The organism is Nocardia sp. NBC_00416 (assembly GCF_036032445.1).
Taxonomy (GTDB): Bacteria; Actinomycetota; Actinomycetes; order Mycobacteriales; family Mycobacteriaceae; genus Nocardia.
On sequence record NZ_CP107932.1, the window covers coordinates 4,083,471 to 4,096,663 of the forward strand.

Consider the following 13,193-nt stretch of genomic DNA (forward strand, 5'->3'; position numbering starts at 1 on the left):
CGTACGCGTGTCTTCCGGTGTATCTTCCCGCACCGCCCGTGCGCAACACGAGCCCTGGCTGTCGGCCCGGGCCGATAGTCTGACCGCATGCGCATTGGAGCACACGTCCGTACGGACAGCGACCCGATCGGGTACGGCGAGCGACTCGGCGCCGATGTCGTACAGCTGTTCGTGGTGGACCCGCAGAGCTGGGACAAACCCGCACCGCACCCCGCCACCGAGCAGATCCTCGCCAGCCCGATCGATGTGGTGGTCCATTCCTCCTATCAGATCAATGTTGCCAGTACCAACAACCGGCTGCGGATGCCGTCGCGTAACGCGGTGGCCCTACAGGCGCAGGCGGCCGCCGATATCGGCGCGTTCGGCCTGGTGGTGCACGGCGGTCACGTCCGGTCGGACGCGGAGATGGAGGCCGGTTTCGTCAACTGGCGCAAACTCTTCGAACGCCAGCAGGACAAGGGCGGTTTCGCGGTGCCGATCCTGATCGAGAACACCGCCGGCGGAAACCACGCCATGGCGCGGTATTTCGACAATATCGCCCGGTTGTGGGACGCGGTCGGCGAGTACGGGGCCGGATTCTGCCTGGACACCTGCCATGCCTGGGCGGGCGGTGAGGATCTGGTCGGGGTGGTCGAGCGGATCCGCGCGATCACCGGCCGGATCGACCTGGTGCATCTCAACTCGTCGCGGGACGAATTCGATTCGGGCGCGGACCGGCACGCCAATTTCGCCGACGGCACCATCGATCCCGATCTGCTCGCGCAGGTGTGCCGGACCGCCGACGCACCGGTGGTGCTGGAGACCCCGGCCGAGGGCCTCGCCGACGATCTGGCCTATCTGCGCGAACATCTCGGATAAGCACTGTACGGCGGGTGCGTTGCGATCAACGAGACCACAACCCTGGTCGGTGCGGTGGGCCGGTGGTGTGCTCGGAATGCGACAGATTCCGCTCTCGATCCGTGAGGTGCTCATGACTTCCGAACACACCCTCCCCGCCGCACTCCCCGCAGTGGTCAAGCTCGGGTCCAGGATCGGGGCGCGGATCGACGGGGTGCGGTTGGGCGGCGATCTCGGCCCGGCCGCCGTCGAGACCATCCGCAAGGCGCTGGTGGAGCACAAGGTGATCTTCTTCCGCGGCCAGGACCAGCTGACCGAGGACGGTCAGTACGAATTCGCTCAACTGCTGGGCACCCCGACCACCCCGCATCCCACCGTCACCTCGCACGGCGAGAAGACCCTCGCCATCGATTCCGAATACGGCAGCGCCAACAGCTGGCATACGGACGTGACCTTCGTGGACCGGATTCCGAAGGCCTCGATCCTGCGCGCGGTCACCCTGCCGCCCTACGGCGGCTCCACCACTTGGGCCTCCACCGTGGCCGCCTATGAATCGTTGCCGGAGCCGCTGCGGTTGCTGGCCGAGAACCTGCGGGCCCTGCACACCAACGTCTACGACTATGTGGGCCGACACGGCGAACAGCCCGACGAGAAGACCAGCGAGCACCGCGCCGAGTTCGAGTCCTCGCTCTACGAGACCGAGCATCCGGTGGTCCGGGTGCATCCGGAGAGCGGCGAGCGGGCACTGCTGCTCGGTCATTTCGTGAAGAATTTCGTCGGTTTCTCGACCACCGAATCCCAGACCCTGTTCCGGCTCTTCCAGGACCGGGTGACCCGGTTGGAGAACACGGTGCGCTGGGATTGGCAGCTGGGCGATGTCGCGATCTGGGACAACCGCGCGACCCAGCACTACGCGATCAACGATTACGACGGCCGGGCGCGGCGCCTCACCCGGATCACCCTCGCCGGGGATATCCCGGTGGGTGTCGACGGCCGGCCCAGTACGGTCCGCACCGGTGACGCCGAGCACTACTCGGTGGTCGAAGCGCCCCGGCAGCTGGCCTCCTGAGCGGCCGACGCGGACCGGTCCGGCGGTCGCCGACAGGCGGGCCGGTACGCGTCCGGCTGCCCTTGACGGGGCGGCCGGACAAGCCCGGTTGCGCGCGTCGGGTGGGGTATCAGCCAGACTGGTGGCCATGAGCAACTGGCCACCGATTGGTTCGCCCAGCGCGGCACCGGGCGAAACCGGGGCCTACCCGGGTAGTGACGGCGATGCCCCGACCGCAACGGGAGCTGCGACGACCGCCGCGCTCGGTACCCCCCGCCACCCCGCGGGAGCCGCCTGGTGAGACGGCGTCGCACTGCCCGTGGCCCCCGTAGTCGCAGCCGTTACGAATTGCGCGCGCCCGCGCATCGGCGCCCGACCGTGCATCCCACTCCGGCGGCGCTCACCGATAAACCGTGTGGCGGCGTGATGTGCGTCCGGCCCGGGCCGGGGCAGCCCGAGAACGAGTCGTAACACCGTCGCGGACCCGCGACGGTCTCAGCGCATCCCGGGCATACCGGCGAACAGCACCTCGAACACGGTCGGGTGGTTCTGGTAGATCCGCGTGGACGGGATGAACGGGTTGACCTCCGAGGTGTCGGTGACCAGGTAGTCCGCGTGGCTGCCCGGCGCCCGGTCCAGCACACCCGCGCAGCGCGGACCGCCGGTCGCGTTCACCTTGGGCAGGTCGTTGGGATACTGATAGGCCTCCGCGCCGTACATGAAGCTGGCGTTGAACGAGGCGCCCGGGTTGCGTCCGCCGAACAGATCCTCGGCCAGCGGCATCGCTTTGGCGAGACCGCGGACGACACAGTCCAGGGTGGGTTTGTAGGCGTTGAGCAGCTCTGTGGTCGGCCGCAGCAGATCCAGCGCGGTGACCAGACTCTGCTCGTTCTCGTTCAGCACCGCGCCGGTGGTGTCGGCCAGGCCGATCGTGTCCAGCAGCAGCGCGTCGAAACCCTGTTCGTTATCGGTGAGGGTATGGCTGAGAGCGGTGGCGTTGTCGACGGTGCGCAGCAGGTCCGGGGCGGTATCGGCGTAGAGGTTGGTGACGGCCGCCGTCGCCTCGAAATCGTGCTGCAGTGCCGGAATGCTGGGATTGATCTCGCGCAGCAGCTTGTCCGCGTTCACCAGCAGTCCGCCGAGCTGTTCCCCGCGCCCCTGTAGTGCGGTGCCGAGGGCGGTGAGCGTGGCGTTGAGCTTGGCCGGTTCGACCATGGCCAGGACTTCGGTGAGCCTTTCGAACAGTGTGTTGAATTCGACGGTCACCGATTCGCCCCGCACCACCTGACCCGGCTGTAGCCGGCCCGCGGGCTGGGCGGGTTCGAGGAAATTCACGTACTTGGCGCCGAATACCGTGGTGGAGCGGATATCCACGAGCGCGTTGCCCGGTACGAGGCGCATCAGGTCGGGGTTCATATCGAGTTCGAGGCGTACTTCCCCGTTCTCGGATTTCACCGAGCCCACCCGGCCGACCTCGGCGCCCCGGAATTTGACCTTGGCGTCGGGATCCATCACCAGCCCGCTGCGCGGCACCACGACCGCGACCGGTTCCTTCGGGGTGAATCCACCGAGGAACAGGGTCAGCGAGAGCACGACCGCCAGTACCAGGGCCAGCACCATTCCCAGTGCCGCGAGTTTGTACTGCAGGACGGCCCAGACCTTGCGCCGCGTCGATCGCCGATCGGACTCGGTGTGTATCGGTACCACCACTCACCTGCCTCGAACTGTTCGGCACCCCGGCGTGCCGAACTGACCGGATTTATGTCCAGACAGTTGTCCATGTTATTGGTGATTCGACCCGGGCGGGCGGTTTTCACCGATCACGTCCGGATTTTCCGTCAAGTACCGTTTGCGCAGGTAGAAAGTGAAAAAGGCCCACTCACCACCGGGTGAGCGGGCCTCGATCATAAGCCGTTACGGCATCGGTTACAGCGCTTTCTCGATCGCCGCGACCAGCGTGTCCGCATCCGGTGTGGTGGTGGGGCGGAACCGGCCCGCCACCGCACCGTCCCGGTCGATCAGGAACTTCTCGAAATTCCACTGCACATCGCCGGCCGCCCCCTCGGCATCCCGCGTGTCGATGATCTCCGCGTACAGCGGGTGCCTGCCGTCGCCGTTCACCTCGACCTTCTCCAACAGCGGAAAGTCCACGCCGTAGGTGGTGGAGCAGAACTGCTGGATCTCCTCGGCACTGCCCGGCTCCTGGCCCATGAACTGGTTACACGGGACCCCGACCACGCTGAATCCGCGATCACCGTAGGTCTTCTGCAGTTCGACCAACCCGGTGTACTGCGGCGTGAGACCGCATTTCGACGCGACGTTGACCAGCAGCACCACCCGGTCGCCCACCAGCTCACCGAGCGTGGCAGCCGAACCGGACAGCGTGTTCACCGGAATATCTCGAACGTTCATTCGTAGCGCACCTGCCAACTCTTGATTCCGTTGATCCACCCCGATCGCAACCGTACCGGATCGGACACCGAGGACAGGTCGGGCATGGCGTCGGCGATCGCGTTGAACATGAGGTCGATTTCGAGCCGGGCCAGATTGGCGCCCACGCAGTAATGGGTGCCCGTACCGCCGAACCCGACATGCGGGTTCGGATCGCGCCGGATATCGAAGGCGAAGGGCTCGTCGAAGCCGTCCTCGTCGAAGTTGGCGGAACTGTAGAACAGTCCGAGCCGCTGACCCTTTTTGATCTCCTGCCCGCCCAGCACATGATCCTCGGTGGCGGTGCGCTGGAACGCGGTCACCGGGGTCGCCCAGCGCACGATCTCGTCCGGCGCGGTGCGCGGGCGCTGCGCGCGGTAGAGCTCCCACTGTTCGGGGTTGTCCACGAACGCCTTCATCCCGTGCGTGATGGCGTTACGCGTGGTCTCGTTACCGGCGACGGCCAGCAGGATGACGAAGAAACCGAACTCGTCGGAAGCCAGTCCGTCACCATCGACGTCGGCGTTGACGAGCTGGGTCACGATATCGTCGGCCGGACAGGACCGCCGCTGTTCGGCCATGTTCCAGGCGTAACCCAGGATCTCCGCGGACGCCACCGTCGGGTCGCCGTATTCGGGATCGTCGTAGTTGAGCATCTGGTTCGACCAGTCGAACACCTTGCGGCGGTCCTCCTGCGGGACCCCGAGCAGTTCGGCGATCGCCTGCAGCGGCAGTTCGCACGCGACCTGGGTGACGAAATCGCCGCCGCCGGACTTCTTCGCCTCGTGCACGATCCGGTGCGCGCGATCGGTGAGCGCGTCGCGCAGCCCCTCCACCGCCCGGGGCGTGAACCCCTTGGCGACGATCCGCCGCACCTTGGAGTGCTTCGGGGGATCCATGTTCACCAGCAGCGCTTCGGTGAGCTGCATCTGGTCGGGGGTGATATCGCCGGGCAGCCGGACGATGGACCCCTTCTGCTGCGACGAGTACAGCTCCGGGTTGCGTGAGAGCTCCTTGACGTCCTCCAGCTTGCTGACCACCCAGTAGCCGCCGTCGTTGAAACCGCCCGAGGTCTCGTCGGATTGGGCGTTCCACCAGACCGGCGACGTCCGCCGCAGCAGCGCGAATTCCTCGACCGGACTGCGGTCGGCCCACAGCGCGGGATCGGTGAAATCGAAACCCGGTGGCAGTGCGGCTGTCATCTAGACGTCCTCTCCTTCGTCCGGAAGGGGCTTCAGCGGCGCTTCCGGTTGCACCTCGACCAGAACCAGATGGGCGCCCCGCGGGGTGCCGACCACGACGGCGACCGCCCGGGCCAGGTCGTTGGCGCGCAGCATGTAGGGGTGCCGCGCAAAACCCCAGGCCTGCCACGACTCCAGTAGCGGCCCCACCACCTCGGCCGAGGCGTTCATGCCCATCCCGGTCACAGTCGGCCCGGGCCGGACCAGCGACGCCCGGATACCCGTGCCCTCGAGTTCCATCCGCAGCTGCCCGACCATCGCCTCGACACCGGCCTTGGCGGCGCTGTAGGCCCCGTTCCACGGCCGCGGCGCGGGGGCGCAGTCGGAGCTGATCAGCACCACATCGCCGCGCCGCCGGGCCAGCATGCCCGGCAGCACCGCGTGGGCCATCCGCTGCGCGCCGATCAGGTGGATCTGCACCTGATGCGCGAAATCCGCGGGATCCATGTCCTGGATGAGCCCGAATTCGATATCTCCGGCGCCGGAGACCAGGATCTCGGTCGGCCCGATGGCCGCCTCGGACGCCGCCACGAATTCGTCGACCGAGGCCTGATCGGTCACATCGAGGCGGTGCGCGAAGGCGGTGCCGCCCTCGGCCCGGATCTTGCCGGCGAGATCCTCCAGAATCTCCACCCGGCGCGCGCCGAGCGCCACCGGATGACCCTGGGCGGCCAGTTCCACGGCGGTAGCGGCGCCGATACCCGACGAAGCGCCGGCGACGATGGCCGGCCGCTTCTCGGGATGGGGATCGAACCGGGGCATTTACCGCACCTCCACGGAGATCGGGAGCTTCGCGAAGCCCCGCACATTGCTCGAGTGCACGCGCTCGAAGCTTTCGCGTACCTGATAGGACTGCACGCGCGAGGTGAACTCGCTCAGCGCGACAGTGGTTTCCAGCCGGGCCAGATGTGCGCCGAGGCAGAAGTGCACACCGGCGCCGAAACTGGCCAGATTGCCCTTCTCGGCACGGTCCAGGTCGTAGCTGTCGCCGTCGTCGAAGACATCGCCGTCCCGGTTGGCCGAACCGATCAGCAGCAGCACCTTCGACCCGGCCGGGATCACCCGGCCGTGATACTCCAGTTCCTCGGTGGCGGTCCGCGCCACGATCTGGCTGGAGGTGTCGTAGCGCAGGGTCTCCTCGACCCAATCCGAAACCCGCTCCGGATCGGCGGCGACCTTGGCGTATTCCGCCGGGTTGCGGCCGGCCCAGTACAGGGCGTTGCCCAGCAGTTTGGTGGTGGTCTCGTTCCCGGCCACGACCATCAGGAACATGAAGCCGATGATCTCGTCCTCGGTCAGCCGGTCACCGTCGATCTCCGCCTGGAGCAGCGCGGAGGTGAGGTCGTCCGCCGGCTTCTTCCGGCGCTCGGCCACCATGTTCGCGTAGTAGACCACCAAGTTCAGCGAGGCTTCGATCGCGGTATCCGGGACATCGGTCACGCCGTCCTCGCGGTGCATGACCATATCCGCCATATGGCGGATCTCGTCGCGGTCGGCGACCGGTACGCCCATCAGTTCGGAGATGACGTCCATCGGCAGCTTGCCCGCGAACTCCTGGATCCAGTCGAATTCACCGCGTTCGAGAGCCGGTTCCAGGTATTCCAGCGTCAACTCCCGGATACGGGTTTCCATATCGGCCACCCGCTTGGGGGTGAATCCCTTGAAGACCAGCTTGCGCATCCGCATATGCCGGGGATCGTCCATCGCGAGGAACGACATGGTCTTGTGCGCGTGCGGCCCCCAGGCCGCGGGGTCCAGCGAGACCCCGTTGGCATTCGACAGCTGGGCGGCATTGCGGAACCCGGCGGTGACATCCGCGTGCCGGGACAATGCGTAGAAGTCGAGTTCGGCGTTGTAGTAGAGCGGCGCCTCCGCGCGCAGCCGGGCGTAGATCGGGTACGGGTCCTCGTGCAAGGTGTAGTCGTACGGATCGAACGTCACCGGTTCCAACGATGCGGCCGTCATCGGACCCACCTCTGTTTCGATAACGAGTTCTCGCCGGGCGCGGCCGACCGGCCACCGCGTAGAGACACATAGCTGGACATGTGTCTGGACGGTACCAGCGGCACGCCGTCGCGACAATGATCGTACGGGAATTCACTGATCAACCGCATGAATCCGGCGGTCGCCGAGTTCGCTGCCGAACTCCACCCGCAGCGCCCCACAATCCGGCACGATCGATATCAAGAGCGTGGGGATAGAACCCGTTCTTGCACTCGCCGAAGATTCCGGACTATATTCCATACACCTGTCCAGACAGTATTGGGGTCTTTCATGAACAGTCTTCTGCCCGGCGACAGTTCTCGACTGCTGATCGGCGGCAGCCTGGTCGGCGGCGGCAACGGCGTGTTCGACAATGTGAACCCGGCAACCGAGCAGGTCATCGGCACCGCGGCCGATGCCGACGCGGCGGATATGAACGCCGCGATCGCCGCCGCGCGTACGGCTTTCGACGACACCGACTGGTCTCGCGACCACGCCTTCCGGGTCCGCTGCCTCGAACAGCTCCAGACAGCGCTCACAGCGCACGCCGAGGAGCTGCGCGAGATCACCGTGGCCGAGGTCGGCGCACCGATCATGTTCACCAGCGGCCCCCAGCTCGAAGGGCCCGTGGCGGATCTGAGTTTCGCCATCGGACTGGCCCGCGACTACAAGTGGGAAACCGAACTCGGGGTGGCCGCGCCGATGGGCATCAGCACCCATCGAGTGCTGCGGAAAGAAGCGATCGGCGTGGTCGGCGCGATCACCCCGTGGAACTTCCCGCACCAGATCAACTTCGCGAAACTGGGTCCCGCGCTGGCGGCGGGCAACACCGTCGTACTGAAACCGGCGCCCGATACGCCCTGGTGCGCGGCGGCCCTGGCCTCGATCATCACCGAGGAGACCGATATCCCGCCCGGGGTGGTCAATATCATCACCTCCGCCGATCACGGCCTGGGCGCGCAGCTGTCCACCGACCCGCGAGTCGACCTGATCAGCTTCACCGGTTCCACCAACACCGGTCGCGCCGTGATGGCCGGCGCCGCGGCGAATCTGAAGAAGACCTTCCTGGAACTGGGCGGCAAATCGGCGTTCATCGTGCTCGACGACGCCGACCTGGGCACCGCGGTGGGCTACGCCGGATTCTCGCTGTGCGTGCACGCCGGCCAGGGCTGCGCCCTGTCCACCCGGCTGCTGGTGCCGCGCGCCCGCTACGAGGAAGCGCTCGAAGCGGCCGCCGCGACCATGCGCGGAATCCGGCCCGGCGATCCCACCAACCCCGGAACCATCTGCGGCCCGGTGATCTCCGACCGCCAGCGGACCCGGGTACTGGGCTATATCGACAGCGCCCGCGCCGACGGCGGCCGGATCGTCGTCGGCGGCGGCCGGCCCACCGAGCACGAGCGCGGGTTCTACGTCGAACCCACCGTGATCGCCGACCTGGACAACAGCGCGAAGGCCGCCCAGGAGGAGATCTTCGGGCCGGTGCTCGTCGTCCTCCCCTACGACGGCGACGACGACGCCGTCCGCATCGCCAACGATTCCCCGTACGGCCTGTCCGGCGCGGTCTGGGGCACCGACCCCGCGCGGATCCGCCACGTCACCGATCGGGTGCGCACCGGAACGCTCGGCGTCAACGGCGGCATGTGGTACAGCGCCGACGCGCCGTTCGGCGGCTACAAGCAGTCCGGTATCGGCCGTGAGATGGGTGTCGCGGGATTCGAGGAGTACCTCGAGACCAAGCTCGTCGCCACCGCCCAGTAGATCCCGAACCACTTCCAGCCAAGCTTTCCCAACCAGCGAGGAGCTCATCTCATGGCTCGTTTCACCGGCCGGTCGGCCATCGTCACGGGCGCGGCCCGCGGTATCGGCGAGGTCTACGCGCAGGCACTGGCCGCCGAGGGCGCGTCGGTCGTCGTCGCCGACCTGAACGCCGAGGGCGGTACGGCCGTCGCCGAGAAGATCGTCGCCGACGGCGGGACCGCGGCCTTCCACCCGGTCGACGTCTCCGATCCCGAATCTGCCAAGGCACTGGCCGATTTCACCGTCGAGAAGTACGGCAAGATCGATCATCTGGTCAACAACGCCGCCATCTACGGCGGAATGAAACTCGACCTGCTGCTCACCGTGCCCTGGGACTACTACAAGAAGTTCATGTCGGTGAACCTGGACGGCGCACTGGTGATGACCCGCGCGGTCTGGGAGAACATGGCCGCCAACGGCGGCGGCTCGATCGTCAACCAGTCCTCGACGGCGGCCTGGGTGTACTCCGGTTTCTACGGGCTGGCCAAGGTGGGCGTCAACGGCCTCACCCAGCAGCTGGCCACCGAACTCGGCGGCTCGAATATCCGGGTCAACGCGATCGCGCCCGGCCCCACCGACACCGAGGCGACCAAGAGCACCACACCCGCGAACATGGTCAAGGACATGGTGAACCGGCTGCCGCTCAAGCGGATGGGCACGCCCGAGGATCTGGCCGGAGCGCTGCTCTACCTGCTCTCCGACGACGCCTCCTGGGTCACCGGTCAGATCTTCTGTGTCGACGGCGGGCAGGTGATCCGCTGATGAGCGCTGACGGTGGCGCCGGAACCCGGGTCGGGTTCATCGGCCTGGGGTCGATGGGGGCGCCGATGGCCAAGAAACTGCAGGGCTGGTCCGGCGGGCTCACCGTCTGCGATACCCGCGCCGAAGCACTGGAACCGTTCACGGCCGCGGGCGCCGAAGCCGCCGCCACCGCGGCCGAGGTGGCCGCGAAATGCGGGATCATCTGTATCGCCGTGGTGAACGACCAGCAGGTCCGTGCCGTCCTCACCGGCGACAACGGCGTGCTCGCCGCCGCCGCGCCGGGGGCCGTGGTGGCGGTGCACTCCACCATCAGCGACGAATCCGCGGCCGAATTCGCGCGGCTGTGCGCCGACCGCGGGGTGGAACTGATCGACGCCCCGGTCAGCGGCGGCGCGGCGGGCGCGGACAGCGGCCGGCTGGCGGTGATGATCGGCGGCAGCGCGAACGCGGTCGCCGCGGTACGCGAACCCTTCGGCTGTTTCGCGGATATGGTCGTGCACGCCGGCGAGGTCGGGGCCGGGACCCGGATGAAGCTGGCACGCAATCTGCTGCATTTCATCTCGTTCACCGCCGCCACCGAGGCGCAGCGGCTGGCCGAGGCCGCCGGGCTCGACATCACGGTATTGGGCAAGGTGGTCCGCCACTCCGACGCCGTCACCGGCGGGGCGGGCTCGATCATGCTCCGCGATACGACCGCCCCCATCGAAGAGGGCGATTTCTGGCTGCCGATTCTCACCCACGTCCGCGAACTCGGCGAGAAGGATCTCGCGCTGGCACTGGATCTCGGCGACCGGGTCGGCGCCGAACTGCCGCTGGCGGCGTCGGCACTGACACGTTTCGGCGAGGGGCTCGGGGTGGGGCGGGGCGAGATCGCCACCGAGCGGGAGCGAGACATCGCCACCGAGCGGGAGCGAGACATCGCCACCGAGCGGGAGCGAGATATCGCCACCGAGCGGGAGCGTGTCACCATCGGCGAGCGGAACGACAGTAAGGAATCCGAATAATGGCCGACACCACATCTCTCCGACCACTACCGGCCGCCGAGGTCACCGCTTGGGACCGCACCGCCGATGTGGTCGTCGCCGGTTACGGGGTCGCCGGAGTCTGCGCCGCCATCGAGGCCGCGCGGGCCGGGTCCCAGGTACTGATCCTGGAACGCACCAGCGGCTGGGGCGGCGCGGCGGCGCTGGCCGGTGGATTCATCTACCTCGGCGGCGGCACACCGCTGCAGCAGGCGCTCGGCTTCGAGGACAGCCCGGAGAACATGGAGAAATTCATGATCGCCGCGCTCGGGCCGGGGGTGGACGAGGCCAAGATCGCCGACTACTGCCGCGGCAGCGTCGAGCACTACGAATGGCTGGTCGGCAACGGGGTGCCGTTCAAAGCGGAGTTCTGGGGTGAGCCCGGTTGGGAGCCCCCGCACGACGAGGGACTGATGTACTCCGGCGGCGAGAACGCCGCCCCCTTCAACGCCGTCGCCGACCCCGCCCCGCGCGGCCACGTCCCGCAGATGAGCAATAAGCGGACCGGTTCGAAGGGCGGCGGCTACATGCTGATGAAACCGCTCGCCGAAACTGCGGAAAAGCTCGGTGTCGCCGCCGAATACGACACCCGGATCCAGCGACTGATCGTCGACGGCGACCGGGTGGTCGGCGTGGTGGCCAAGCAGTACGGCAAGGAACTGACCGTCCGCGCCGAGCGCGGGGTCGTCCTGGCCACCGGCAGTTTCGCCTACCACGATCAGATGATCGAGGGATTCGCCCCGCGGTTGATCGGGCGGCCGGGCGCCGCGATCGAGGAGCACGACGGCATCGCCATCCGGGTGGCCCAGGCCTTGGGCGCGGACCTGGCCCATATGGACGCCACCGAGGTCGCGTTCTTCGGCGATCCGCAGATGATGGCGCGCGGAATCCTGGTGAACGGCCGCGGTCAGCGTTATGTCCCGGAGGACACCTATCCCGGCCGGATCGGCCAGATGACGCTGTTCCATCAGGACAACCAGGCGTATCTGATCATCGGCGAAGCCGCCTACGAGGAGTCGCTGACCACCGAGACCTCCACACCGTTCTTCCGGCAGCCCCCCACCTGGGCCGCCGAGACCATCGCCGAGCTGGAATCCGATATGGGGCTGCCCGAACTGGCGTTGCAGACCACCGTGGAGCTGTACAACAAGCACGCGGCCACCGGTTCGGATCCGCTGCTCGGCAAGAAACCCGAATGGACGAAGCTGCTCGAGGGCCCGTTCGCCGCGTTCGATATGCGCGGGTTCACCGCCGGTTTCACCCTCGGCGGCCTGCGCACCGACCTGGATTCGCGGGTGCTGCACGTGAACGGAGAACCCATCCCCGGGTTGTTCGCCGCGGGACGCTGCACCTCCGGGGTCTGCGCGGGCGGCTACGCCAGCGGGACCTCACTCGGCGACGGCAGCTTCTACGGCCGCCGAGCCGGGATTGCGGCCGCGAAGAACTGAAACGGTACATTCAGACACATGTCCGAAGGTGAACCTGCCGTCGTAGAAGCGACCCGTCGCCGCCTGTCCGCGAAACAGGCGGATACGGTCGACAAGCTGACGAAGGCAGCGGTGGAGGTGCTGGCACGCGAGGGGTTCGCGGGAATGACCATTCGAATGGTCGCCGCCGCGGCCGGTGTCGGCACCGCCACCGCGTACACCTATTTCTCGTCGAAGGAGCACCTGGTCGCCGAGATCTTCTGGCGGCGGCTGGTCGGGGCGCCCTCACCGGTCACCGAGGATCCCGATTCCACGATCCGGGTGGTGGCCGAACTGCGTTCCATCGCCCTGCTGGTCGCCGACGATCAGGAGGTCGCCGGGGCGGTCACCAGCGCGCTGCTGGGCCGCGACCCCGATGTCGCCCATCTGCGGGCCCGGATCGGCCTGGAGATCCGCACCCGGATCGAGCGCGCCCTGGGGCCGGATCCGGATCCCGAAGTGGTCGTCTCGCTCGAGCTCGTCTACGCGGGGGCGCTGGTGCGGGCGGGCATGGGGTACGCCTCCTACGCAGATATCGCCGATCTGATCGAGAAATCAGCGCTGCTGATCCTGCGCTGAACATTCGGAAAGAAGCTTTACCAGC

At 67.4% G+C, this 13,193-nt stretch carries 12 protein-coding genes; 7 read left to right on the forward strand and 5 right to left on the reverse strand.

Annotated elements, in window-relative coordinates; genetic code table 11:
* The first annotated feature begins 87 nt into the window (after window positions 1-87).
* Together OG804_RS17395 and OG804_RS17400 are read left to right on the forward strand one after the other, a co-directional pair.
* Complete coding sequence (locus OG804_RS17395; RefSeq protein WP_328387780.1) at window positions 88-858, forward strand: deoxyribonuclease IV; 771 nt, start codon at window positions 88-90, stop codon at window positions 856-858.
* A gap of 112 nt (window positions 859-970) precedes the next feature.
* Window positions 971-1,906, forward strand: a complete 936-nt coding sequence (locus OG804_RS17400; protein WP_328387782.1) for a TauD/TfdA dioxygenase family protein — start codon at window positions 971-973, stop codon at window positions 1,904-1,906.
* Window positions 1,907-2,380: 474 nt separating this feature from the next.
* Here OG804_RS17400 and OG804_RS17405 read toward each other — a convergent pair whose 3' ends face one another.
* The 5 genes from OG804_RS17405 to OG804_RS17425 all read right to left on the reverse strand — a co-directional run bounded on the left by OG804_RS17405 (window position 2,381) and on the right by OG804_RS17425 (window position 7,521).
* Window positions 2,381-3,505, reverse strand: a complete 1,125-nt coding sequence (locus OG804_RS17405) for an MCE family protein (protein ID WP_328398487.1) — start codon at window positions 3,503-3,505, stop codon at window positions 2,381-2,383.
* Between the two features lie 306 nt (window positions 3,506-3,811).
* On the reverse strand, window positions 3,812-4,297 hold the full coding sequence (locus OG804_RS17410; protein WP_328387784.1) for a glutathione peroxidase: 486 nt from the start codon (window positions 4,295-4,297) through the stop codon (window positions 3,812-3,814).
* The gene (locus OG804_RS17415; RefSeq protein ID WP_328387786.1) at window positions 4,294-5,517 is read right to left on the reverse strand and encodes a cytochrome P450; all 1,224 of its coding nucleotides are present in this window, start codon (window positions 5,515-5,517) and stop codon (window positions 4,294-4,296) included. The genes OG804_RS17410 and OG804_RS17415 overlap by 4 nt, the downstream gene beginning before the upstream one ends.
* Window positions 5,518-6,318: an SDR family oxidoreductase gene (locus tag OG804_RS17420; protein WP_328387788.1), complete on the reverse strand. Its 801-nt coding sequence runs from the start codon at window positions 6,316-6,318 to the stop codon at window positions 5,518-5,520.
* Window positions 6,319-7,521 carry a cytochrome P450 gene (locus OG804_RS17425; protein WP_328387790.1) on the reverse strand — a complete coding sequence of 401 codons (1,203 nt, stop codon included), beginning with the start codon at window positions 7,519-7,521 and terminating at the stop codon, window positions 6,319-6,321.
* A 309-nt stretch (window positions 7,522-7,830) separates the two neighbouring features.
* Here OG804_RS17425 and OG804_RS17430 point away from each other — a divergent pair, with 309 nt between their 5' ends.
* Genes OG804_RS17430 through OG804_RS17450 form a run of 5 tightly spaced genes read left to right on the forward strand, consistent with a single transcriptional unit; the run spans window position 7,831 to window position 13,168 of the window.
* Entirely contained in the window at window positions 7,831-9,300 is a 1,470-nt protein-coding gene (locus OG804_RS17430) for an aldehyde dehydrogenase (RefSeq protein WP_328387791.1), read from the forward strand.
* A 51-nt stretch (window positions 9,301-9,351) separates the two neighbouring features.
* Window positions 9,352-10,101, forward strand: a complete 750-nt coding sequence (locus tag OG804_RS17435) for an SDR family oxidoreductase (protein ID WP_328387792.1) — start codon at window positions 9,352-9,354, stop codon at window positions 10,099-10,101.
* Entirely contained in the window at window positions 10,101-11,105 is a 1,005-nt protein-coding gene (locus tag OG804_RS17440) for an NAD(P)-dependent oxidoreductase (protein WP_328387793.1), read from the forward strand. The genes OG804_RS17435 and OG804_RS17440 overlap by 1 nt, the downstream gene beginning before the upstream one ends.
* Window positions 11,105-12,571 carry an FAD-dependent oxidoreductase gene (locus OG804_RS17445; RefSeq protein WP_328387794.1) on the forward strand — a complete coding sequence of 489 codons (1,467 nt, stop codon included), beginning with the start codon at window positions 11,105-11,107 and terminating at the stop codon, window positions 12,569-12,571. The genes OG804_RS17440 and OG804_RS17445 overlap by 1 nt, the downstream gene beginning before the upstream one ends.
* An 18-nt stretch (window positions 12,572-12,589) precedes the next feature.
* Complete coding sequence (locus OG804_RS17450; protein ID WP_328387796.1) at window positions 12,590-13,168, forward strand: TetR/AcrR family transcriptional regulator; 579 nt, start codon at window positions 12,590-12,592, stop codon at window positions 13,166-13,168.
* Window positions 13,169-13,193 lie beyond the last annotated feature (25 nt).

Bases quoted from the DNA above. Each gene is read 5' to 3' on its own strand.
- OG804_RS17400 (WP_328387782.1), top strand. From the start codon at position 971: ATGACTTCCGAACACACCCTCCCCGCCGCACTCCCCGCAGTGGTCAAG.
- OG804_RS17445 (WP_328387794.1), top strand. From the start codon at position 11,105: ATGGCCGACACCACATCTCTCCGACCACTACCGGCCGCCGAGGTCACC.
- OG804_RS17415 (WP_328387786.1), bottom strand. From the start codon at position 5,517: ATGACAGCCGCACTGCCACCGGGTTTCGATTTCACCGATCCCGCGCTG.
- OG804_RS17395 (WP_328387780.1), top strand. From the start codon at position 88: ATGCGCATTGGAGCACACGTCCGTACGGACAGCGACCCGATCGGGTAC.
- OG804_RS17450 (WP_328387796.1), top strand. From the start codon at position 12,590: ATGTCCGAAGGTGAACCTGCCGTCGTAGAAGCGACCCGTCGCCGCCTG.
- OG804_RS17440 (WP_328387793.1), top strand. From the start codon at position 10,101: ATGAGCGCTGACGGTGGCGCCGGAACCCGGGTCGGGTTCATCGGCCTG.
- OG804_RS17405 (WP_328398487.1), bottom strand. From the start codon at position 3,505: ATGGTGCTGGCCCTGGTACTGGCGGTCGTGCTCTCGCTGACCCTGTTC.
- OG804_RS17425 (WP_328387790.1), bottom strand. From the start codon at position 7,521: ATGACGGCCGCATCGTTGGAACCGGTGACGTTCGATCCGTACGACTAC.
- OG804_RS17410 (WP_328387784.1), bottom strand. From the start codon at position 4,297: ATGAACGTTCGAGATATTCCGGTGAACACGCTGTCCGGTTCGGCTGCC.
- OG804_RS17435 (WP_328387792.1), top strand. From the start codon at position 9,352: ATGGCTCGTTTCACCGGCCGGTCGGCCATCGTCACGGGCGCGGCCCGC.
- OG804_RS17430 (WP_328387791.1), top strand. From the start codon at position 7,831: ATGAACAGTCTTCTGCCCGGCGACAGTTCTCGACTGCTGATCGGCGGC.
- OG804_RS17420 (WP_328387788.1), bottom strand. From the start codon at position 6,318: ATGCCCCGGTTCGATCCCCATCCCGAGAAGCGGCCGGCCATCGTCGCC.